This window comes from Ruegeria sp. R8_1 (assembly GCF_017743815.1).
Lineage (GTDB): Bacteria > Pseudomonadota > Alphaproteobacteria > Rhodobacterales > Rhodobacteraceae > Ruegeria > Ruegeria lacuscaerulensis_A.
In genome coordinates this window covers 24,085-45,075 of record NZ_JAGHRL010000013.1, presented here as the reverse complement: position 1 = coordinate 45,075, position 20,991 = coordinate 24,085, and the positions used below count along the sequence as shown (strand labels likewise).

Below are 20,991 nucleotides of genomic sequence, written 5' to 3'. Positions count from 1 at the left end.
GCTCTGACGGGTCGGCGCTGTGTTTGTGTGTGTGCCGTCGTTGACGCTGAAAGGATTCGCTGATATTTATTTGAACAACCGTTCATTAATGCGAGGGGAGGAAATCGCAGATGTTCACGGCCACCATGCAGTTTGACCTGGGCGAGGATGTAAACGCCCTGCGGGAATCGGTGCATCGCTGGGCTCAGGAGCGGGTCAAGCCGATGGCCGCTGAGATTGACGCCGCGAACGCCTTTCCAAATGCGCTATGGCGAGAGATGGGAGATCTGGGCCTGCTGGGAATTACGGTGCCCGAGGAATATGGCGGGGTGGGGATGTCCTATCTGGCGCATACCGTCGCTGTTGAAGAGGTAGCGCGGGCGTCAGCCTCTGTTTCGTTGTCCTACGGGGCGCATTCGAATCTGTGCGTCAATCAGATCAAGCTGAACGGAACCGATGAGCAAAAGGCGAAATACCTGCCGCGTCTGGTTTCCGGCGAGCATGTGGGGGCGCTTGCCATGTCCGAGGCTGGTGCCGGATCGGATGTGGTGTCGATGAAGCTGCGCGCGGAAAAGCGCAACGATCACTACCGGCTGAATGGCAGCAAATACTGGATCACCAACGGGCCGGATGCAGATACGCTGGTCGTCTATGCCAAGACGGACCCCGAGGGTGGGTCGAAGGGGATCACCGCTTTTCTGATCCAGAAGGAAATGGCGGGGTTCTCGACCTCTCCCCATTTCGACAAGCTGGGGATGCGCGGATCGAACACAGCCGAGTTGATCTTTGAAGACGTCGAGGTGCCCTTTGAAAACGTCCTGGGCGAAGAGGGCAAGGGCGTCGCGGTTCTTATGTCGGGTCTGGACTATGAGCGCGTTGTGCTGGCCGGGATCGGGACGGGCATCATGGCGTCCTGCCTGGATGAAATCATGCCCTATCTGTCCGAGCGCAAGCAGTTCGGTAAACCGATTGGGTCGTTCCAGCTGATGCAGGGCAAGATCGCGGATATGTATACGGCGATGAACTCAGCCCGGGCTTATGTCTATGAGGTCGCCAAAGCTTGTGATCGGGGGGATGTGACGCGGCAGGATGCGGCGGCGTGCTGTCTTTATGCGTCTGAGGCGGCGATGACGCAGGCGCATCAGGCGGTGCAGGCGATGGGCGGGGCCGGGTTTCTGTCTGACTCAGCCGTCAGCCGGATTTTCCGCGATGCGAAGCTGATGGAGATCGGTGCAGGCACCAGCGAAATCCGCCGGATGCTGATCGGTCGCGAAATGATGAGCGAAATGCAGTGAAAGAAAACGCCCCGCAACAGGATGCGGGGCGCCGTAGTGTCGGATCAGAAACGATGGACGTAGGAAACGCCAATCAGCCAGGGGTCGATCTCGGCTTCGCCGATATCGGCACCATCAAGCGTGACGTCCGAGTCGATGTCGAACCAGCGCACGTTCAGACGTACGGCACCTTGTTCGGTGATGGCGTAGTCCAGACCGGCTTGCAACGCGATGCCGACCGAGTTGTCCAGCTCCAGATCACCCAAGGCAGAGCTTTCATCAAAGAAGATCGTGTAGTTGATGCCTGCGCCGACGTAAGGTTTCCAGGCAGTGCCTGTGTCGAAGTGGTAGTTCAACGACAAGGTGGGCGGCAGATGCTTGAGGCTGCCTGCGTCGACGCTGCCCCCCAGCGTGACTTCGTGGCTGAATGGGGTTGCAGCCAACAGCTCGATGCCCAGATTGTCGCGGACAAAGTACTCAACGGTGAAGATTGCGCTGACGTCGGAATCGACTTCGGCGTCCAGCCCGGCCAGCGTACCGTTATCGGATTTGGGCTCAAGATACCCCGCACCGATACCAACGGTCCAGTCACCCTGGTTCTGAGCAAGAACAGGAGAAGCAAGCGCCACAAGCGCAGTGGAAAGTGTCAAAGCGGCGAGTTTTTTGGTCATTTTACAGCCTTTGAATTTGTTGATGAGGCGTTCTTGCCTGCCTTTCGGGGCGCAAACTCTGATCTGTGTCAAATTTCTGTGACCCGCGAAAATTCGCGACGCCGGGTAACTTCGTTGAAAACAAAGGATGATGAATATGCGTCCCGCTGAGCGCATACCTGGGTTGCTGACAGAAGGGGGGTGGGACGTGCCTCAGCGCCTCAACATGGCGTTGCAATGCTTGTCGCAACCCGACGACCAAACGGCTATCATCGACCTCACCGCCGCAGAAGGCCAAAGTGTCAGTTTTGGGGCGCTGCGACAGATGACAGATGGTGTGGCCCGGGTTCTTGCGCGGCAAGTACAGCCCGGCGATCGAATAGGTGTTCTGCTGAGCCAATCCCCTTGGTGCGCAGCGGCGCATCTGGCGATTTGGAAGCTGGGCGCGATATCCGTGCCTTTGTTCAAACTTTTCCAGCAGGACGCGTTGGCCTCGCGCATTGGCGACTCGGGCGTGCAGATCGTGCTGACGGATGAGGAGGGCGCGGCGCTGCTGGGCGATCTGGCGCGGCCTGTTCTGGTCGATCAGATTACGCCATCAAACGACCCGCTGCCCTTTGCCGATACCGGCCCCGAAGACCCTGCGGTGCTGATCTATACCTCGGGCACCACCGGCAGCCCCAAGGGCGCGCTGCATGGGCACCGTGTTCTGACCGGCCACCTGCCGGGCGTCTCGATCAGCCACAACCACCTACGGGACGGTGACTGCCTGTGGACACCCGCCGACTGGGCCTGGATCGGAGGGTTGTTCGACGTTCTGATGCCCGGTCTGGCGCTGGGCATCCCTGTGGTCGCCGCGCGGCTGGATAAATTCACCCCCGAGGCCTGCGCCGATGTGGTCGCGCGCGGTGGTGTGCGGAACGTGTTCTTCCCGCCCACCGCGCTGCGAATGCTGAAGGCGGCGGATCAGAATATCCTCGGCCTGCGCTCGGTCGCTTCGGGCGGGGAGCCTCTGGGGGCCGAGATGCTGGCCTGGGGGCAGCAGGCATTCGGTCTGACGATCAACGAATTCTACGGGCAGACCGAATGCAACATGGTCGTGTCCTCCTGCGCGCAGGACTTCCCCGTGCGTCCTGGCTGTATCGGCAAACCGGTGCCGGGGCATGAGGTGGCGGTGATCGACGCGGATGGCAACCGGACTGAGGAAGAGGGCGACGTGGCCATCCGGCGTGGCTCGGCTTCGATGCTGTTGGAATATTGGAACCGGCCCGAGGCCACGGCTGAGAAGTTCCGCGGCGACTGGCTGATCACCGGAGACCGTGGCGTGTGGGAGGGCGAGTACCTGCGCTTCGTGGGCCGCGATGATGATGTGATCACCTCGGCCGGATACCGCATAGGACCCGCCGAGATCGAGGATTGCCTGCTGACCCACCCGGCAGTGGCGACGGTGGGCGTCGTTGGCAAGCCCGATCCGCTACGAACCGAGATCGTGAAGGCGTATGTGGTGCTGAAACCGGGGGACGAGGCTTCGGGTGCGGAGTTGCAGGACTGGGTCAAAAACCGTCTGGCGCAATATTCTTACCCGCGCGAGGTGACGTTTTTGGAGGAGCTGCCGATGACGGTGACGGGGAAGGTGATCCGTAAGGAACTGAAGGCGCGGGCGGCGGGGGAGATTGAAGTGGTGGGAAGGCGATCGTCATGAACGGAATACACTGGCTCGTTTTGGTCACACTCCTCGTTCCGAACGCAAAAGTTTGGGCTGAAGACAGTTCAGGTCAAAACTCGGAGCCGATCTTAGGTGTTGAAGACTGGTTTGACGGTTGTGCGAACCTTGGTCAAGAAACGGTGATGACGGTGCCAAAGATGACTCTGGATGCCGATTGTGTGACGTCGGCTTTAAGCTATTGCACGCAGAAGCATACAAATTCCTATCAGGAAATCTGTCATGAAATTTTAGCGGAACACTTGGATCGGAAGAGCGCCGAGATTTTGCACCTGTTGCCAGTGAGCCCAAACCTCAAGGGGTTCAAACGCTCTTCTTATCAAAATGCACTGCGACGCGCATCGGAAACACTTCAGACACAGTGCTTAGCCGATATGTCTGAGAGCGAGTGCAAGCTAGTAGATGCGACTATGAAATGGCTGGACTTGCGATTTGCTAACCGGCTTCTGGAGGTTGATCGAGAATGAAACTCACATCCAAAGCCATGCCCGCCTCTGAGGGCTTCAAGGCAAACCGCGCGGCTCATCTCGACGCCCTAGCACAAATCTCAACCGCCGCCGAAGTGGCTCGTATGGGCGGTGGTGAGAAATCCCGCGTGCGGCACATCTCTCGGGGCAAGATGCTCCCCCGACGCAGGGTCGCAAACTTGCTGGACGCGGGATCTCCGTTTCTGGAGATCGGCGCGACGGCAGCGCATGGGATGTATGGTGATGCCGCGCCCTGTGCTGGGGTGATCGCAGGAATTGGTCGGGTGCAGGGGCGCGAGGTCATGGTGGTGTGCAACGACGCTACTGTGAAGGGCGGCACTTATTACCCGATGTCGGTCAAAAAACACCTCCGCGCGCAAGAGATCGCCGAGGAAAACCATCTGCCCTGCATTTATCTGGTCGATAGCGGCGGCGCGAACCTGCCCAATCAGGATGAGGTCTTTCCCGACCGCGATCACTTTGGCCGCATCTTCTACAATCAGGCGCGGATGAGCGCCAAGGGGATTGCTCAGATCGCCGTGGTGATGGGGTCGTGTACGGCGGGTGGGGCATACGTTCCGGCAATGTCGGATGTGACGATCATCGTCAAAGAACAGGGCACGATCTTTCTGGCCGGACCGCCTCTGGTCAAGGCCGCGACCGGAGAGGTGGTCAGCGCCGAGGATCTGGGCGGTGGTGACGTGCATACCCGCCTTTCCGGTGTGGCGGATTATCTGGCCGAAGATGACGCGCACGCTTTGGCCTTGGCGCGCCGCGCCGTGGGGTCGCTGAACCTGCGCAAACCGCAGACGGTGGATTGGGCCAGCCCCGAAGACCCGGCATATGACCCCGAGGAAATCCTCGGTGTTGTCCCCGCCGATCTGCGCACGCCCTATGACATTCGCGAGGTAATCGCGCGGCTGGTCGATGGCTCTCGGTTCGATGAGTTCAAGCCGCGCTTCGGTGAGACGCTGGTGACGGGGTTCGCCCATGTCAAAGGCTGCCCGGTTGGGATCGTCGCCAACAACGGCGTGCTGTTTTCCGAGGCCGCGCAAAAGGGCGCGCATTTTGTCGAGCTGTGCTCGCAACGTCGCATCCCATTGGTGTTCCTGCAAAACATCACCGGGTTCATGGTCGGACGCAAATACGAAAACGAGGGCATCGCGCGGCACGGGGCCAAGATGGTGACGGCGGTGGCGACGACCTCTGTGCCGAAGATCACAATGCTGGTGGGTGGATCATTTGGCGCAGGGAACTACGGCATGGCAGGGCGTGCGTATCAGCCGCGGTTCCTGTGGACCTGGCCGAATTCGCGGATTTCGGTGATGGGCGGTGAACAGGCGGCGGGCGTTCTGGCCACCGTCAAACGGGACGGGATCGAGCGGCAGGGCGGCACCTGGTCGCCCGAGGAAGAGGCCGAATTCAAACGCCCGACCTTGGACATGTTCGAAGAGCAATCGCATCCGCTTTATGCCTCGGCGCGGCTTTGGGATGACGGCATCATCGACCCGCGCAAATCGCGTGACGTGCTGGCGCTGTCGCTGAGTGCGGCGTTGAATGCTCCGATCGAGGAGACACGCTTTGGCGTGTTCAGGATGTGAGACATGAATTTACGAAAAAAACTCTTTGATACGATCCCGGATTTCAAGGTCCCTGATCTGACGAAACGGGCCGAAATATCGGTTTACATGGTGCACAACTCTCGTGACCCGGAAGACTATTTCTTTCTCTTTGATTTCGAAGAATTTGTAGATCGTTCTAACGGGGGGTATTTCGTGCGTCCAGTTGTCCGGATTTTTTCAGGCCGGGATGATTTTGGCCGTACGCGTTTTGCTCGGGAGTTCCGGGAAGTATTTGCTCGTGAGTTCGACCGAATGCGAGCTGAGCTTGCCGCTCAGAAAGGCAAACGTGGTTGGTTGAGTTGGAGTTTCGGATTCAACTCGGTCGTTGATGTTTTCGGGGGGCTGGTCGGCAATCTTGTTCTTGCTGCAGCAACTTCGGTTGGGAAACGTGTGCTAGGAGATCTGGCGTTATTTCGTATCTTGGCCGGAAAAAGCGATGAAGCAAAACTGGCAGATGAAATTGATCGCACGAAGGCCAAGGTAGAACGGGCTTTGGCCGAAATAGAGATCACTATTCATCCAGAACTTTACTATCACGCGTATCGCGATGGGCATCTTGGAAAGATCAGCGCTATGGATCGAGATGCGTGGCCATTGCCTGACTATGTCAGGTCTCATCTGAAAGACCGAACAAGCGGCTCATGGTGGTGATGATGCAGGCAGATGAAAGAAGTATTGGCTCGCGCGTTGCTCGGTTTGGCAGATGTTCTCCCAACGAAAAGGCACGGAGGCTGCGATGAAGTTTGACTTAAACGAAATCAAGTCACGCTACCCTGGTGCGCAAACCTTCAAGTTCGGAGACAACGCAAAGCTAAGCGCCGAGTTGTTGGCGTTGGTGCGCGCGGGAAAGAAATCCGCGACCTGCGGTGCGTTGCGAGACTATCCTGAGGGCAGCGCGGACACTCCGGTTGTGGGGCGGCGCGATATCGCTATGGATTGGGAAGATCGCCCAGCTTTGGTCGTCGAAACGGTCGAAGTTTCGATTTGCCGCTATTGCGATGTGACCGAGGAGTTTGCGTTGGCCGAAGGCGAGAATGAGACGCTTGAGGGGTGGCGCGAAGATCACCGCCGGTACTTTGAACGAAATGGCGGGTTCGAGCCGGAAATGGAGTTGCTCTGTGAGCGGTTCCGGTTGGTCGAAGATCTGACGGTCGAGGGGTAAGTCATGTTCAACAAAATCCTGATTGCCAACCGGGGTGAGATTGCTTGCCGGGTGATCGAGACAGCTCAGAAGATGGGTGTGGCCTGCGTTGCGCTCTATTCTGATGTGGACGCCTCGGCCAAGCATGTGCAGATGGCGGATGAGGCCGTGCATATCGGTGGCGCGGCTCCGGTTGAGAGCTACCTGAAAGGCGACACGATCATTCAGGCGGCGCTCGACACCGGAGCGCAGGCGATCCATCCGGGATATGGGTTTCTGTCTGAGAATCCGGATTTTGTCGATGCGGTTGAGGCGGCTGGACTGACCTTCATCGGGCCTTCGGCGGATGCGATCCGCAAGATGGGCCTCAAGGATGCCGCCAAGGTCTTGATGGAACAGGCGGGCGTGCCTGTGGTGCCGGGCTATCATGGCGACAATCAGGACCCCGAGCATTTGGCCGGTGCCGCGGACACTATCGGTTACCCAGTCCTCATCAAAGCTGTTGCAGGTGGCGGCGGAAAGGGTATGCGGCTGGTTGAGGGTGCCGAGGATTTCGCCGAAGCGCTAGACAGTGCGCGGGGCGAGGCGCGCACAGCTTTCGGCAATGACGCCGTTCTGGTCGAGAAATTCGTCTCCAAACCGCGCCATATCGAGGTGCAGGTTTTCGGCGACGGCACCCATGCGGTTCATCTGTTCGAACGCGATTGCTCGTTGCAGCGGCGGCACCAGAAGGTGATCGAAGAGGCTCCGGCCCCCGGTATGACCGCTGAAATGCGCGAAGCGATGGGGCAGGCCGGTGTACGCGCCGCCGAGGCGATTGGCTATAAGGGCGCGGGTACGGTTGAGTTCATCGTTGATGCCTCGGACGGGCTGCGGCCGGATCGGTTTTGGTTCATGGAGATGAACACGCGCCTGCAGGTGGAACATCCCGTGACCGAGGCGATTACCGGGGTTGATCTGGTGGAATGGCAGTTGCGCGTGGCAGCCGGCGAGACGTTGCCCAAGCAGCAGGGTGACCTTTCTATCTCGGGTCACGCATTCGAGGCGCGGCTATATGCCGAGGACGTGCCCAAAGGCTTTCTGCCTGCGACAGGTACGTTGACGCATCTGCACTTCCCGGCGCTCTGCCGGGCCGACAGCGGTGTGCGGGCAGGGGATACGATCAGCCCGTGGTATGACCCTATGATCGCAAAAGTCATCGTCCACGGCCCCACGCGCGAAGTTGCGTTGGAACAGTTACACCGTGCGCTGCGTCAGACCGAGGTCGCGGGCACTGTAACCAACCTTGCCTTTCTGGGCGCGCTGACGCGCCATCGGGGGTTCGCGTCGGGTGACGTGGATACCGGTCTGATCGGGCGTGATCTGGATGGGTTGGTTCAGACCACGGCGACCTCAACCCGTGCGGCTGTCGCGGTGGCCATGACCGCTGCGGGTTTGGTGGACACATCCGAGGAGACTGGGTTCTCGCTGTGGGCGCCTCTGCATCGTGCCGTTCAGCTTATGGCGGATGACGTGATTGATCTGGATGTGCAGGTCGAAGGTCCGAACCGGCAGGTTTGGCACATCGGCGACGAGGCGATTCTGGCCGAACGTAGCACGGGCAACTGGACTATCGGCGGTGCAGCTATGCCGCGCGTTTCTGTCGCTGGTTCCAGGATCACGGTATTCGAGAGTTATGGCCAGGTGTTCGAGATGATCGACCCGCTGGACCGCGATACCAGCGCCATTGGCAATACCAATGTGATCGAGGCCCCGATGCCCGGTCTGGTCAAGGCGGTCTTTGCGCAGGCTGGGCAGGCTGTGGCCGAGGGCGGCCGGTTGGCCATCCTTGAGGCTATGAAGATGGAGCATTCGTTGCTGGCCGCCCGCGACGGCACTGTGGCCGAAGTACTGGTCGAGGCGGGCGCTCAGGTCGAGGCTGGGGCCGCACTGGTCCGGCTGGAGGACGAATGATCTGTTCCTGCCGCCTCAGCCGTGGCACAGTCGGATCAATAGCTTAGCGGAGGAACAAGATGGGCGATCGGGTCGAGATATTCGAAGTGGGGCCGCGCGACGGGCTGCAGAACGAACAGCGGGAAATCCCGGTTGCGGAAAAGATCGCTCTGGTCGATTGCCTGAGCCGCGCCGGGTTCAACCGGATCGAGGTGGCCAGCTTTGTCTCGCCCAAATGGGTGCCGCAGATGGCAGGCAGTGCCGAGGTGCTGGCCGGGATCAATCGGGCCGAAGGTATCCGCTATGCTGCGCTGACACCGAATATGCGTGGATATGAGGACGCACTGGCCGCCAAAGCCGATGAGATTGCGGTGTTTGCCTCGGCGTCCGAGGGGTTCTCGAAGGCCAATATCAACGCGACGATTGCGGAATCCATTGAACGCTTCACACCCATCCTGGAGGCCGCGCGCCATATCGACCTGCCGGTGCGGGGCTATGTGTCGTGCGTGACCGACTGCCCCTATGACGGTCCGACCTCGCCCGAAAAGGTGGCCGAGGTGGCCGACACATTGTTCGCGCTGGGCTGCTATGAGATCTCGCTGGGTGACACGATCGGGCAGGGGACGCCTGACACAATTGCTCATATGCTTTTGGCCGTGCGCGAACGGGTGCCTGTGACGCGTTTGTCCGGGCATTTTCATGACACCACGGGACGTGCCATCGACAATATCGACGCAGCTCTGGCGCTTGGTGTGCGGACATTCGATTCGGCGGTTGGCGGTCTGGGAGGGTGCCCTTATGCGCCGGGGGCGGCAGGGAATGTCGCCACTGAATCTGTAGTCGCCCATCTTGATCGGCTAGGATATCAGACGGGCATTGATGTCGCGATCGTGGAAGAGGCCGCCCAGATGGCGCGCGCTATGCGAGCGGAATAAACGATGTTCGAAACGATTTCGGTCACGAATGATACACGCGGTGTTGCCACTCTGACGCTGAACCGCCCCGACAAACATAACGCCATGTCGGCGCAGATGATCTCCGAACTGACGCTAGCGGCAGGGCAGTTGGGGGCGGACGACTCGGTGCGGGTTGTGGTCCTGACTGGCGCGGGCAAGAGCTTTTGTGCCGGTGGTGATCTGGGCTGGATGCAGGATCAGATGGCAGCCGACCCCGAAAAGCGGTTCACCGAGGCGCGCAAGCTGGCCGAGATGCTGCAGGCGCTGAATACACTGCCGAAACCTCTGATCGGGGCGCTGCAGGGCAATGCGTTCGGGGGCGGTGTTGGGCTGGCCGCGGTCTGTGATGTGGCCATCGGGGTCGACACATTGACCATGGGGCTGACCGAAACGCGGCTTGGGCTGATCCCGGCCACGATTGGTCCGTATGTCATCGCGCGCATGGGCGAGGCCCGGTCGCGGCGGGTTTTTATGTCTGCACGCCTTTTCGATGCCAGTGAAGCGGTTGCGCTTGGTTTGTTGGCGAAAGTGGTTGCAGCCGTTGATTTGCCCGAGGCGGTCGAAGCCGAAGTGACCCCCTATTTGTCCTGCGCGCCGGGTGCTGTCGCTTCGGCCAAGGGATTGGTACGTGATTTGGGGCCAAGAATAGATGACACGGTAATCGACCAGACGATCCGCGCTTTGGTTGGCCGTTGGGAAACCGACGAGGCCAAAGAGGGAATCGCCGCCTTTTTCGAGAAACGAAAACCAACCTGGATTAGTAAGGATTAGACGATAGCCGCCGTGCCGCGGCGATTGGAATCACTCTTCCGGAATAACCTTTGATGGCAAGCAGATATTTCACGCCCTGCGCGTTTGTGTTCGGTTGACCCTCTGACCCGGCAGGGATAGAGAATGTCCAGTCAACACGCCAATTGACGGCGCACCCTTTGGGGGCATGCGCAGGAAAGGAGCTTTACGTGGAAGACCTGCTGCGGGAGTACCTCCCGATTCTGGTGTTTCTGGCCGTTGCCGTGGGCCTTGGAATCGTCCTGATTCTGGCCGCTGTGGTTCTGGCTGTCCGCAATCCCGACCCCGAAAAGGTCAGCGCATATGAATGTGGTTTCAACGCCTTCGACGATGCGCGGATGAAGTTTGATGTCCGGTTCTATCTGGTCTCGATTCTTTTCATCATCTTCGATCTGGAAATCGCGTTCCTTTTCCCATGGGCCGTGGGCTTTAAAGACATCAGCGATGTGGGCTTCTGGTCCATGATGGTGTTCCTGGGCGTTCTGACCATCGGCTTTGCCTATGAATGGAAGAAAGGGGCCTTGGAATGGGAGTGATGACGGGTGCAAACACCGCCGGCGTCGACAAGGAAGTCGCCACTCAGGCCCTGAATGCCGAGTTGCAGGACAAAGGTTTCCTGCTGACCTCGACCGAGGACATCATCAACTGGGCGCGCACCGGCTCGCTGCACTGGATGACCTTCGGTCTGGCCTGTTGTGCTGTTGAGATGATGCACACCTCGATGCCGCGCTATGATGCGGAACGGTTTGGCATCGCGCCGCGTGCCTCCCCGCGTCAGTCGGATGTGATGATCGTGGCCGGGACGCTGACCAACAAGATGGCACCCGCGCTGCGCAAGGTCTATGACCAAATGCCCGAGCCGCGGTATGTGGTCTCGATGGGCTCCTGCGCCAATGGGGGCGGGTATTATCACTATTCTTACTCGGTCGTACGTGGCTGTGATCGGGTTGTGCCCGTGGATATCTATGTGCCCGGCTGCCCTCCGACCGCTGAGGCGTTGCTATATGGCCTGATGCAGTTGCAACGCAAAATCCGCCGCACCGGCACGATTGTGCGCTGAAGGAGAGGGCGAATGAGCGAAGCACTCAAAGAACTCGGCGCACAGCTGGAACTCAAGCGCACTGACTGCGTTCTGTCCTGGGACGTGACTCATGGCGAACTGAACGTGGATGTGGCCCCGTCGAACCTTGTGGAATTCGTCGAATTCCTGAAATCCGACCCGAACTGCAAGTTCTCGTCTCTGGTCGATATCACCGGCGTCGATTACCCGGAACGCGCCAAGCGGTTCGATGTGGTTTATCACTTCCTGTCCATGTACCAGAATCAGCGGATCCGCCTGCGGGTGTCGATCCGCGAGGAAGACATGGTGCCTTCGATTGTCGGTGTTCACCCCTCGGCCAACTGGTTCGAGCGTGAGGTGTTCGACATGTTCGGCATCCTGTTCTCGGGTCACCCCGATTTGCGGCGCATCCTGACAGACTACGGTTTCCGCGGCTATCCGCTGCGCAAGGATTTCCCGACAACGGGCTATACCGAGGTTCGCTATGACGAGGCCGAAAAGCGCGTCGTGTACGAACCGGTAAGTCTGGTGCAGGAATACCGGCAGTTCGATTTCATGTCCCCATGGGAAGGTGCGAATTACATTCTGCCGGGGGATGAAAAACAGGAGTAACCGTCATGTTTGAGTTCCTGATCTGGATAATTCTGGTGGTCGCAACGGTCGTACCGATGATCAAGCTGCTGCCGCATTTCGGGATCAACAAGAACTGGGCGTTTGCCTGCATCATCTCTCCGGCTGTGATTGTCCTGTTGTGGATGATGGCCATGAAGCTGCAAGAGATGGAGCGACGCTGACATGATGGGCGAACTGATCATTTTGGGCGCTTTGGGCGTCTTGCTTGCAGGGGCCGCAGCCAAGGCGGCTGAGGCCGAAAAGGTCCGGGTTCGGGCCGAAGCAAAGAAGAAACGAGGGCGTTGATGGACGGCTCAAGATACGATGACGGCAGCACAGACGCGCTGAGCGGAGAACAGAAGATCCGCAATTTTAACATTAACTTCGGCCCGCAACACCCTGCGGCGCACGGGGTTTTGCGTCTTGTTCTTGAGCTGGACGGCGAGATTGTCGAACGCTGCGACCCGCATATCGGTCTGCTGCACCGTGGCACTGAAAAGCTGATGGAAAGCCGGACGTATCTGCAGAACCTGCCGTATTTCGACCGTCTGGATTACGTGGCGCCGATGAATCAGGAACATGCCTGGTGTCTGGCCATCGAAAAGCTGACTGGTGTGGAAGTGCCGCGCAGGGGTTCGCTGATCCGGGTTCTGTATTCCGAGATCGGGCGCATCCTGAACCACCTGCTGAACGTGACCACGCAGGCGATGGACGTTGGCGCGCTGACGCCGCCGCTCTGGGGCTTTGAGGAACGCGAAAAGCTGATGGTGTTCTATGAGCGTGCCTGTGGCGCCCGCCTGCACGCAGCCTATTTCCGCCCCGGAGGTGTGCATCAGGACCTGCCGCCGGAACTGCTGGACGATATCGAGGCGTGGAGCCACGATTTCCCCGCTGTGCTCGACGACATTGACGGTCTGCTGACCGAAAACCGCATCTTCAAACAGCGCAACGCGGATATTGGCGTTGTGACTGAGGACGACATTCAGAAATATGGCTTCTCGGGCGTGATGGTGCGCGGCTCGGGGCTGGCATGGGATTTGCGCCGCGCGCAGCCCTATGAATGCTATGACGAGTTCGAATTCCAGATCCCTGTCGGTAAGAACGGCGACTGCTATGACCGCTATCTGGTGCGGATGGAAGAGATGCGTCAGTCACTGCTGATTATCCGCCAAGCCATCGCCAAAATCCGCGAATGCCCGGGTGACGTTCTGGCGCGCGGCAAGATCACCCCGCCGAAACGCTCGGACATGAAGACCTCGATGGAAAGCCTGATCCATCACTTCAAACTGTACACCGAAGGCTTCCACGTCCCTGCGGGCGAGGTTTACGCCGCCGTCGAAGCGCCCAAGGGTGAGTTCGGCGTCTATCTGGTCGCCGACGGCACCAACAAACCCTACCGCGCCAAACTGCGCGCGCCGGGCTTCCTGCACCTGCAAGCCATGGACCACGTCGCCGGAGGGCACCAACTGGCCGACGTCGCCGCCATCATCGGTACCATGGATGTCGTATTTGGAGAGATTGACCGCTAATGCTCCGCCGTCTTCACCCCGAACAACCCGATGCTTTCGCCTTCACGGCTGCCAACCAGCAATGGGCCGAAGCACAGATCACCAAATACCCTGAGGGCCGTCAGGCCAGCGCGGTGATTCCGCTGCTGTGGCGCGCGCAAGAGCAGGAGGGGTGGCTGTCCCGCCCGGCGATTGAATCCGTCGCTGACATGCTGGATATGGCCTATATCCGCGTTCTTGAGGTCGCCTCGTTCTACTTCATGTTCCAGCTGCAACCCGTTGGATCGGTAGCGCATATTCAGGTCTGCGGCACGACCTCCTGCATGATCTGCGGGGCCGAGGACCTGATCGCGGTTTGCAAGGAAAAGATCGCCGCCAAGCCGCACGTTTTGTCCGCAGATGGTAAGCTGAGTTGGGAAGAGGTCGAATGCCTCGGCTCTTGCACCAACGCGCCGATGGCGCAGATCGGCAAGGACTATTACGAAGACCTGACTGCCGAGAGCTTTGGCAAGATCATCGACGATCTGGCGGCGGGCAAAGTGCCGACACCGGGCCCGCAGAACGGGCGTTATGCGGCGGAACCGTTGAGCGGTTTAAGCAGCTTGACCGAGTATGAGGCGGGCAAGCCTGAACACAATGCCAGTGTCGAACTGGCTTCTGATCTGGGGGACACTGTCAAACGCATCGACGGAACCGAGGTTCCCATCCTGACCCCTTGGTTAGGTAAGGATGGTAAGGCGGCGGCAACACAGACTGCTCCGAAGCCCCCGAAAGAACCCGAGACACCGAAACCTGCCGTGAAGCAGGTCGAAGAGGCGAAAGCCAAGGCGGAGACGGTTGGCGAGGCACAACCCGAGACATTGACCGAGCCGCGCGGTGGTAAGGCAGATGACCTCAAGCTGCTCAAAGGGGTCGGACCGAAGTTGGAAGAAACGCTGAACGGGCTGGGCTTCTATCACTACGACCAGATCGCAGGCTGGACACCCGAACATGTGGCCTGGGTCGATGCGCGGCTGAAGTTCAAAGGCCGGATCGAACGCGACGGCTGGATCGAGCAGGCGAAAAGTCTGGCCTCGGGCCAAGAGACAGAATTTGCTAAACGTGCCAAGGAAGATGGCACATACGAAGACTAGATGACGGTGCCCATGTGGGCATCAGGGTAAGATGGATAAGGACAAGGAACTGGCCATAGCCCGAAAGGGTCGACATATCGGCATTGTCATTGCGGTGACGATGGTGATTTGGCTTTCCATGAACCTGTTCATCGGTCCCGCGCTGGGTTTGACCGCTCGGTATGCGCTGCTGTTTGATTTCGCCGCACTGGCGGGTTTCATCTATGCGGGCGTCAACATATTTCAACTCTGGCGTATGCGTCAGGACAGCTGAAGGTAACACGCGATGCTGAAGGATCAGGACCGGATCTTTACCAACATCTACGGGATGCATGAGCGCACATTGCGGGGCGCACAGGCGCGCGGGCATTGGGACGGCACGGCTGGCCTGATCGAAAAGGGCCGCGATTGGATCATCCAGACGATGAAGGACTCGGGCCTGCGCGGTCGCGGCGGAGCGGGCTTTCCGACCGGTCTGAAATGGTCGTTCATGCCCAAGGAAAGCGACGGTCGTCCGGCCTATCTGGTTGTGAATGCGGATGAATCCGAGCCCGGAACCTGCAAAGACCGCGAAATCATGCGCCATGATCCGCACACGCTGATCGAAGGTTGCCTGATCGCCTCTTTCGCGATGAATGCGCATACTTGCTACATCTACCTGCGCGGCGAATACATTCGCGAGCGTGAGGCCCTGCAGGCAGCGATTGACGAAGCATATGATGCGGGCCTGTTGGGCAAGAACGCGGCAGGCTCGGGCTGGGATTTCGACCTGTTCCTGCATCACGGTGCCGGAGCCTATATCTGCGGCGAGGAAACCGCCCTGATCGAGAGCCTTGAGGGCAAGAAGGGCATGCCCCGGATGAAGCCTCCGTTCCCGGCGGGCGCTGGCCTCTATGGCTGCCCGACGACCGTGAACAATGTGGAATCGATTGCCGTTGTGCCGACGATCCTGCGCCGAGGCGCGGATTGGTTTGCGGGCTTTGGCCGTCAGAACAACGCGGGCACCAAGCTGTTTGCGATCTCGGGCCATGTGAACAACCCCTGCGTCGTCGAAGAGGCGATGTCGATCTCGTTCGAAGAGCTGATCGAGACCCATTGCGGCGGTATTCGCGGTGGCTGGGACAATTTGCTGGCGGTGATTCCGGGCGGCTCGTCAGTACCATGTGTGCGCGGCGAGAATATGCGCGACGCAATCATGGATTTTGATTACCTACGCAACGATCTTGGTTCGGGACTGGGAACGGCGGCGGTGATCGTGATGGACAAATCCACCGATATCATCAAGGCAATCTGGCGTCTGTCGAAATTCTATAAGCACGAAAGCTGTGGCCAGTGTACGCCGTGCCGCGAAGGTACTGGCTGGATGATGCGCGTCATGGACCGTCTGGTGCGCGGCGAGGCCGAGCTGGAAGAGATCGACATGCTGTTCGATGTGACCAAGCAGGTCGAAGGTCACACTATCTGCGCCTTGGGCGACGCCGCCGCTTGGCCGATCCAGGGCCTTATCCGCAACTTCCGCGAAGAGATCGAGGATCGCATAAAGGCGCAGAAATCCGGTCGCACCGGCGCGATGGCGGCGGAGTAACTTTTGATGGAGACCTTTGCAGAATACGGTCATGCTGTTGCATCGGTGGTGATTTTCACCCTGGTCGTGCTGTTTATGGCTCCGTTCACAGCCCTGGCAAAGCAGGGCAAAGGACTTGCGCCCGGTGCAACGCCTGAACAGGACTACTCGGATAAGGCGTATCGTCTGAACCGTGCCTATCTGAATGGGACCGAAACACTGCCTGCCTATGTGGCCGTAACGTTTGCCGCTATTCTGATGGGTGCCAATCCATTCTGGGTAAACCTGTTGGCTTCGCTTGCCTTGGTTGCACGGCTGGTAATGCTGTTTGTCCATATTCGTGGATTTGGTCGTCCAAACAGTGGCTTAAGGTCCGTTCTCTACGTGATTGGCTGGGCTTGTATGGTCGTAATGGGCATCATTGCACTGGTGGCGGCGTTCTGATGGTGGCAAGGCGGATGCATCGGAACAAGACCCTTGGGGCAGGCGTAGTCCGGTCGGCCGCCCTTGGGGCGTTATTTGCGGTCTCGGCCTGTGGACTGATAACCCCATCTTCGGATCAGGTTAGGTTTGATGGCCAGTATTTCCGCACCAAGGTGAAGCCGGTCGACAAGAAAAGGTCACCTACAGAATTCACAGTGGTGGTCAACGGCGTCTCTGCTTCCTTGGACGGGGCCCGTGAGGCAGGACGCTTCGAAGGAATAAAGTTCTGTATCACCAGTTTTGGGTCCTCTCGCATCGACTGGGCTGTTGGTCCGGACACCGAGCCTGAAAAGTTGCGCGTGGTAGACGACAAATTGACCTTTGCAGGGCGGTGTCGCCGTCCATGATGCAGATGCTGACATATCATGCTGGGTTGCGGCGGGCGTTATTGCATAACGTCCAGTCCGCAGGTCGTCTTGGTGGAACCAAGACGAAAGGATGTGTCATGCAAGGACTAAAAGCTCTGATGGTTTTCGCAGTATTGGGCATGCCTGCCCTGGCTGAGGCGAAACCGCCTTTGCGCGAAGTCAAAGAGATTGACGACGAACTCTATTACATCGCGATCGCAAACGAGATTTCGGAACTCTGCCCATCGATCAGCGGGCGCCGTCTGAAAGCGATTGGTGTGATGTGGGACCTTAGGTCCAAAGCGAACAAACTGGGGTATTCGGACACGGAAATCCGGGCCTATGTGGACTCGGACGCCGAAAAGGACCGTATGCGCGCCAAAGGCGAAGCGTATCTGGCCGCCAATGGCGTATCTTACGACAACCCCACTTCCTTTTGCTCGTTGGGCAAAAAGGAAATCGATAGAAACAGCGCCATTGGCGTGTATTTGAGGGCGAACTGAAAGCCATGTCTGACCTCCGCAAAGTGAATATCGATGGGCAGGAAATCGAAGTTGATGGCTCGATGACCCTGATCCAAGCTTGTGAAGAGGCCGGGGTCGAGGTCCCGCGTTTCTGCTACCACGAGCGTCTTTCTATTGCCGGAAACTGCCGGATGTGTCTGGTCGAAGTCGTCGGGGGACCGCCGAAACCGGCGGCGTCCTGCGCGATGCAGGTGCGCGACCTGCGTCCGGGGCCGGAAGGTCAGGCGCCGGTGGTCAAGACGAACTCGCCCATGGTCAAGAAGGCCCGCGAAGGGGTGATGGAGTTCCTGCTGATCAATCACCCGCTGGATTGCCCCATCTGCGATCAGGGTGGCGAATGTGATCTGCAGGATCAGGCGATGGCCTACGGTGTTTCGGGCTCGCGCTTCAAGGAAGCCAAACGCGCGGTTGATGATCTGGATTTGGGGCCATTGGTCGGCACTGCGATGACGCGCTGCATCAGCTGCACGCGCTGTGTGCGCTTTACTACCGAGGTTGCTGGGATCACCCAGATGGGCCAGACGGGGCGCGGTGAAGATGCCGAGATCACCTCGTATCTGAACGAGACTCTGCAATCGAATCTGCAGGGGAACATCATCGATTTGTGCCCGGTTGGGGCGCTGACCTCGAAGCCTTACGCCTTTACCGCCCGTCCGTGGGAATTGACCAAGACCGAAAGCGTCGATGTCATGGATGCTCTGGGCTCGAACATTCGCGTGGACACCAAGGGACGCGAAGTGATGCGGTTCCTGCCGCGCAACCATGATGGCGTGAACGAGGAATGGATCAGCGACAAGACGCGGTTTGTCTGGGATGGGCTGCGTCGCCAGCGTCTTGACAAGCCTTACGTGCGCGAGAATGGAAAATTGCGCCCGGCGACCTGGCCAGAGGCTTTGACCAAAGCCGCCGAAGCGCTGAAAGGAGCTGAGAAACCCGCCGGTATCGTGGGAGATCTGGCCCCGGTTGAGGCTGCGTTTGCCCTGAAACAGATGATCGAGGGGCAGGGCGGTGTTGTCGAATGCCGTACCGACGGTGCCAAGTTGCCTGCGGGCAATCGTGGGGCTTATGCCGGCACCGCCGCGATCGAAGATATCGACTCGGCGGAACGCATTTTGCTGATCGGCACCAACCCGCGCGACGAAGCGCCGGTTCTGAACGCGCGTATTCGCAAAGCGTGGGCGCATGGGGCCGAGGTGGCCCTGGTCGGGCCCGCCGCCGAACTGACATATCCCTACCACCACATGGGTGACGACCGCGCCGCCCTGCAGGCTGCCGTGGATATGGGCGGTGATGATGAGATCAAGGGCAAGCCGTCACTGGTGATCGTTGGTCAGGGTGCGTTGCAAGAGGCTGACGGGGCCGCCGTTCTGGCCGCAGCGCAAGCCATTGCCGCCAACACCGAAAGCGGCCTGATCGTGCTGCACACCGCAGCTTCGCGTGTCGGCGCAATGGATGTGGACGCGACGAACGACAGCGGCATGGACGCAGTCAGCGCTGCAGACGTGATCTACAACCTCGGCGCGGATGAGGTCGAGATCGGCGAGGGTGCCTTTGTCATCTATCAGGGCAGCCACGGAGATCGGGGTGCACACCGTGCCGACGTGATCCTGCCTGGCGCGGCCTACACCGAGGAAAACGGCCTGTTCGTCAACACCGAAGGCCGCCCGCAACTGGCCATGCGTGCGGGCTTTGCGCCCGGTGAGGCCAAGGAAAACTGGGCGATCCTGCGTGCGCTTTCGGCCGAGCTGGGTGCCACATTGCCTTTCGACTCGCTGGCGCAGTTGCGCACCACTCTGATCGAGGCGGTTCCACATCTGGCCCGCGTTGATGAGGTGATCGAGAACGAGGTGCAAGTGTTGGACGCAGGTCCGCTAGGCAAGGCAACCTTCCGCTATGCCGTCAAGGATTTCTATCTGACCAACCCAATTGCCCGGGCGTCGCAGTTAATGGCCGAGCTCTCGGCGCAGGCGCTGGCTCTTAAATCCGAGAAGATTGCAGCGGAATGAACCAGAACTGTTTCATATCGCAAGGTAAGGCGACTGCCGGGTGGCAGTACGCCGCGCCTGATTTGTGTGTGAAACTCAAGATTAAGGGTGGCGCAATGGCGACAGATGCTGTTTACACCAACGCGCCGACCCAGCCGCTAAATGCGCAGGCATCTGGCCTTCGTATCGCGCGCGTAAAACGGAATACCCACGGTGTGAGGACCAATGGCTGAATTCTTTAACACCCCAGGCGGAATAGCCATCATCATTCTGGCGCAAGTGCTTGCAGTCGTTGCCTTTGTGATGATCTCTCTGTTGTTCCTCGTCTATGGCGACCGCAAGATCTGGGCAGCGGTCCAGATGCGCCGGGGCCCCAACGTGGTGGGTGTCTATGGCTTGCTGCAATCGGTGGCGGATGCGCTGAAATACGTGGTGAAAGAGGTCGTCATTCCGGCAGGTGCCGACCGTACGGTATTCATGCTGGCGCCGCTTACATCCTTCGTGCTGGCGATGATCGCCTGGGCAGTGATCCCGTTCAACGATGGCTGGGTGTTGTCGGACCTGAACGTGGCGATCCTTTATGTCTTTGCCGTATCGTCGTTGGAAGTTTATGGCGTGATTATGGGCGGTTGGGCGTCGAACTCAAAGTACCCGTTCCTTGGATCGCTGCGGTCTGCGGCGCAGATGATTTCTTACGAGGTTTCGCTGGGCCTGATTATCATCGGCGTGATCATCTCGACCGGGTCGATGAATTTTGGACACATCGTCGAGGCGCAGGACGGTCGGTTTGGCTTCTTCAGCTGGTACTGGCTGCCGCATTTCCCGATGGTGTTCCTGTTCTTCATTTCGGCGCTGGCCGAAACCAACCGGCCCCCGTTCGACCTGCCCGAGGCGGAATCGGAACTGGTGGCAGGCTATCAGGTCGAATACTCGGCCACGCCCTTCCTGCTGTTCATGGCGGGTGAATACATCGCCATCTTCCTGATGTGCGCGCTGATCTCGCTGCTGTTCTTTGGTGGTTGGCTGTCGCCAATCCCCGGCCTGCCGGATGGCGTTTTGTGGATGGTCGCCAAGATGGCGTTCTTCTTCTTCCTCTTCGCGATGGTCAAGGCGATCACGCCCCGCTACCGCTATGACCAGCTGATGCGACTGGGGTGGAAGGTGTTCCTGCCATTCTCGCTGGTATGGGTGGTTTTCGTGGCCTTTGCGGCGAAATTCGACTGGTTCTGGGGCGCGTTCGCCCGTTGGAGCGTAGGAGGCTGA

The 20,991-nt window shown here is 59.2% G+C and carries 24 protein-coding genes; 23 read left to right on the top strand and 1 reads right to left on the bottom strand.

Annotated elements, in window-relative coordinates; genetic code table 11:
* Positions 1–110: 110 nt before the first annotated feature.
* On the top strand, positions 111–1,274 hold the full coding sequence (locus tag J7380_RS20105; protein WP_209198603.1) for an isovaleryl-CoA dehydrogenase: 1,164 nt from the start codon (positions 111–113) through the stop codon (positions 1,272–1,274).
* 44 nt (positions 1,275–1,318) lie between these two features.
* On the opposite strand, the gene J7380_RS20100 is transcribed toward J7380_RS20105, so the two are convergent.
* Positions 1,319–1,924: an OmpW family outer membrane protein gene (locus J7380_RS20100; protein ID WP_209198595.1), complete on the bottom strand. Its 606-nt coding sequence runs from the start codon at positions 1,922–1,924 to the stop codon at positions 1,319–1,321.
* 136 nt (positions 1,925–2,060) lie between these two features.
* Between J7380_RS20100 and J7380_RS20095 the strand changes: the two genes are divergently transcribed.
* The 22 genes from J7380_RS20095 (at position 2,061) to nuoH (ending at position 20,991) form a co-directional block, all read left to right on the top strand.
* A complete protein-coding gene (locus tag J7380_RS20095; RefSeq protein ID WP_209198593.1) occupies positions 2,061–3,605 on the top strand; it encodes an AMP-binding protein in 1,545 nt (514 codons plus the stop codon).
* Positions 3,602–4,093, top strand: coding sequence for a hypothetical protein (locus tag J7380_RS20090; RefSeq protein WP_209198591.1), 492 nt, complete (start codon positions 3,602–3,604; stop codon positions 4,091–4,093). Before J7380_RS20095 ends, J7380_RS20090 begins: the two co-directional genes overlap by 4 nt.
* On the top strand, positions 4,090–5,694 hold the full coding sequence (locus J7380_RS20085; RefSeq protein ID WP_209198589.1) for a carboxyl transferase domain-containing protein: 1,605 nt from the start codon (positions 4,090–4,092) through the stop codon (positions 5,692–5,694). The genes J7380_RS20090 and J7380_RS20085 overlap by 4 nt, the downstream gene beginning before the upstream one ends.
* 3 nt (positions 5,695–5,697) lie before the next feature.
* A complete protein-coding gene (locus tag J7380_RS20080) occupies positions 5,698–6,366 on the top strand; it encodes a hypothetical protein (RefSeq protein ID WP_209198587.1) in 669 nt (222 codons plus the stop codon).
* A gap of 85 nt (positions 6,367–6,451) precedes the next feature.
* A complete protein-coding gene (locus J7380_RS20075) occupies positions 6,452–6,877 on the top strand; it encodes an ASCH domain-containing protein (protein WP_209198585.1) in 426 nt (141 codons plus the stop codon).
* Between the two features lie 3 nt (positions 6,878–6,880).
* A complete protein-coding gene (locus tag J7380_RS20070; RefSeq protein WP_209198577.1) occupies positions 6,881–8,809 on the top strand; it encodes an acetyl/propionyl/methylcrotonyl-CoA carboxylase subunit alpha in 1,929 nt (642 codons plus the stop codon).
* 59 nt (positions 8,810–8,868) lie between these two features.
* Positions 8,869–9,723 carry a hydroxymethylglutaryl-CoA lyase gene (locus tag J7380_RS20065; protein WP_209198569.1) on the top strand — a complete coding sequence of 285 codons (855 nt, stop codon included), beginning with the start codon at positions 8,869–8,871 and terminating at the stop codon, positions 9,721–9,723.
* Between the two features lie 3 nt (positions 9,724–9,726).
* A complete protein-coding gene (locus J7380_RS20060; RefSeq protein ID WP_209198567.1) occupies positions 9,727–10,515 on the top strand; it encodes a crotonase/enoyl-CoA hydratase family protein in 789 nt (262 codons plus the stop codon).
* A 188-nt stretch (positions 10,516–10,703) separates the two neighbouring features.
* Positions 10,704–11,069, top strand: coding sequence for an NADH-quinone oxidoreductase subunit A (locus J7380_RS20055; protein ID WP_050602775.1), 366 nt, complete (start codon positions 10,704–10,706; stop codon positions 11,067–11,069).
* Positions 11,060–11,593, top strand: a complete 534-nt coding sequence (locus tag J7380_RS20050; protein WP_170352611.1) for an NADH-quinone oxidoreductase subunit B — start codon at positions 11,060–11,062, stop codon at positions 11,591–11,593. Before J7380_RS20055 ends, J7380_RS20050 begins: the two co-directional genes overlap by 10 nt.
* Before the next feature lie 12 nt (positions 11,594–11,605).
* Positions 11,606–12,205 carry an NADH-quinone oxidoreductase subunit C gene (locus J7380_RS20045; protein ID WP_170352612.1) on the top strand — a complete coding sequence of 200 codons (600 nt, stop codon included), beginning with the start codon at positions 11,606–11,608 and terminating at the stop codon, positions 12,203–12,205.
* Positions 12,206–12,210: 5 nt separating this feature from the next.
* Positions 12,211–12,387 carry a hypothetical protein gene (locus tag J7380_RS20040; RefSeq protein WP_170352613.1) on the top strand — a complete coding sequence of 59 codons (177 nt, stop codon included), beginning with the start codon at positions 12,211–12,213 and terminating at the stop codon, positions 12,385–12,387.
* Between the two features lies 1 nt (position 12,388).
* Positions 12,389–12,511, top strand: coding sequence for a hypothetical protein (locus tag J7380_RS20560; RefSeq protein WP_257599041.1), 123 nt, complete (start codon positions 12,389–12,391; stop codon positions 12,509–12,511).
* Positions 12,511–13,734 carry an NADH-quinone oxidoreductase subunit D gene (locus J7380_RS20035; protein ID WP_209198554.1) on the top strand — a complete coding sequence of 408 codons (1,224 nt, stop codon included), beginning with the start codon at positions 12,511–12,513 and terminating at the stop codon, positions 13,732–13,734. Before J7380_RS20560 ends, J7380_RS20035 begins: the two co-directional genes overlap by 1 nt.
* Entirely contained in the window at positions 13,734–14,846 is a 1,113-nt protein-coding gene (gene nuoE, locus J7380_RS20030) for an NADH-quinone oxidoreductase subunit NuoE (RefSeq protein ID WP_209198552.1), read from the top strand. Before J7380_RS20035 ends, nuoE begins: the two co-directional genes overlap by 1 nt.
* Positions 14,847–14,877: 31 nt before the next feature.
* Positions 14,878–15,099 carry a DUF5337 domain-containing protein gene (locus J7380_RS20025; RefSeq protein WP_209198550.1) on the top strand — a complete coding sequence of 74 codons (222 nt, stop codon included), beginning with the start codon at positions 14,878–14,880 and terminating at the stop codon, positions 15,097–15,099.
* A gap of 12 nt (positions 15,100–15,111) precedes the next feature.
* Entirely contained in the window at positions 15,112–16,410 is a 1,299-nt protein-coding gene (gene nuoF / locus J7380_RS20020; protein ID WP_170352617.1) for an NADH-quinone oxidoreductase subunit NuoF, read from the top strand.
* A gap of 6 nt (positions 16,411–16,416) precedes the next feature.
* Positions 16,417–16,833 (top strand): MAPEG family protein, encoded by a 417-nt coding sequence (locus J7380_RS20015; protein ID WP_209198548.1) that lies wholly within the window; start codon positions 16,417–16,419, stop codon positions 16,831–16,833.
* 14 nt (positions 16,834–16,847) lie between these two features.
* The gene (locus J7380_RS20010; protein WP_247742672.1) at positions 16,848–17,219 is read left to right on the top strand and encodes a hypothetical protein; all 372 of its coding nucleotides are present in this window, start codon (positions 16,848–16,850) and stop codon (positions 17,217–17,219) included.
* Positions 17,220–17,317: 98 nt separating this feature from the next.
* Complete coding sequence (locus J7380_RS20005; protein WP_209198546.1) at positions 17,318–17,722, top strand: DUF5333 domain-containing protein; 405 nt, start codon at positions 17,318–17,320, stop codon at positions 17,720–17,722.
* A 5-nt stretch (positions 17,723–17,727) separates the two neighbouring features.
* The gene (nuoG, locus tag J7380_RS20000; protein ID WP_209198544.1) at positions 17,728–19,749 is read left to right on the top strand and encodes an NADH-quinone oxidoreductase subunit NuoG; all 2,022 of its coding nucleotides are present in this window, start codon (positions 17,728–17,730) and stop codon (positions 19,747–19,749) included.
* A 204-nt stretch (positions 19,750–19,953) separates the two neighbouring features.
* On the top strand, positions 19,954–20,991 hold the full coding sequence (gene nuoH, locus J7380_RS19995) for an NADH-quinone oxidoreductase subunit NuoH (protein ID WP_170769277.1): 1,038 nt from the start codon (positions 19,954–19,956) through the stop codon (positions 20,989–20,991).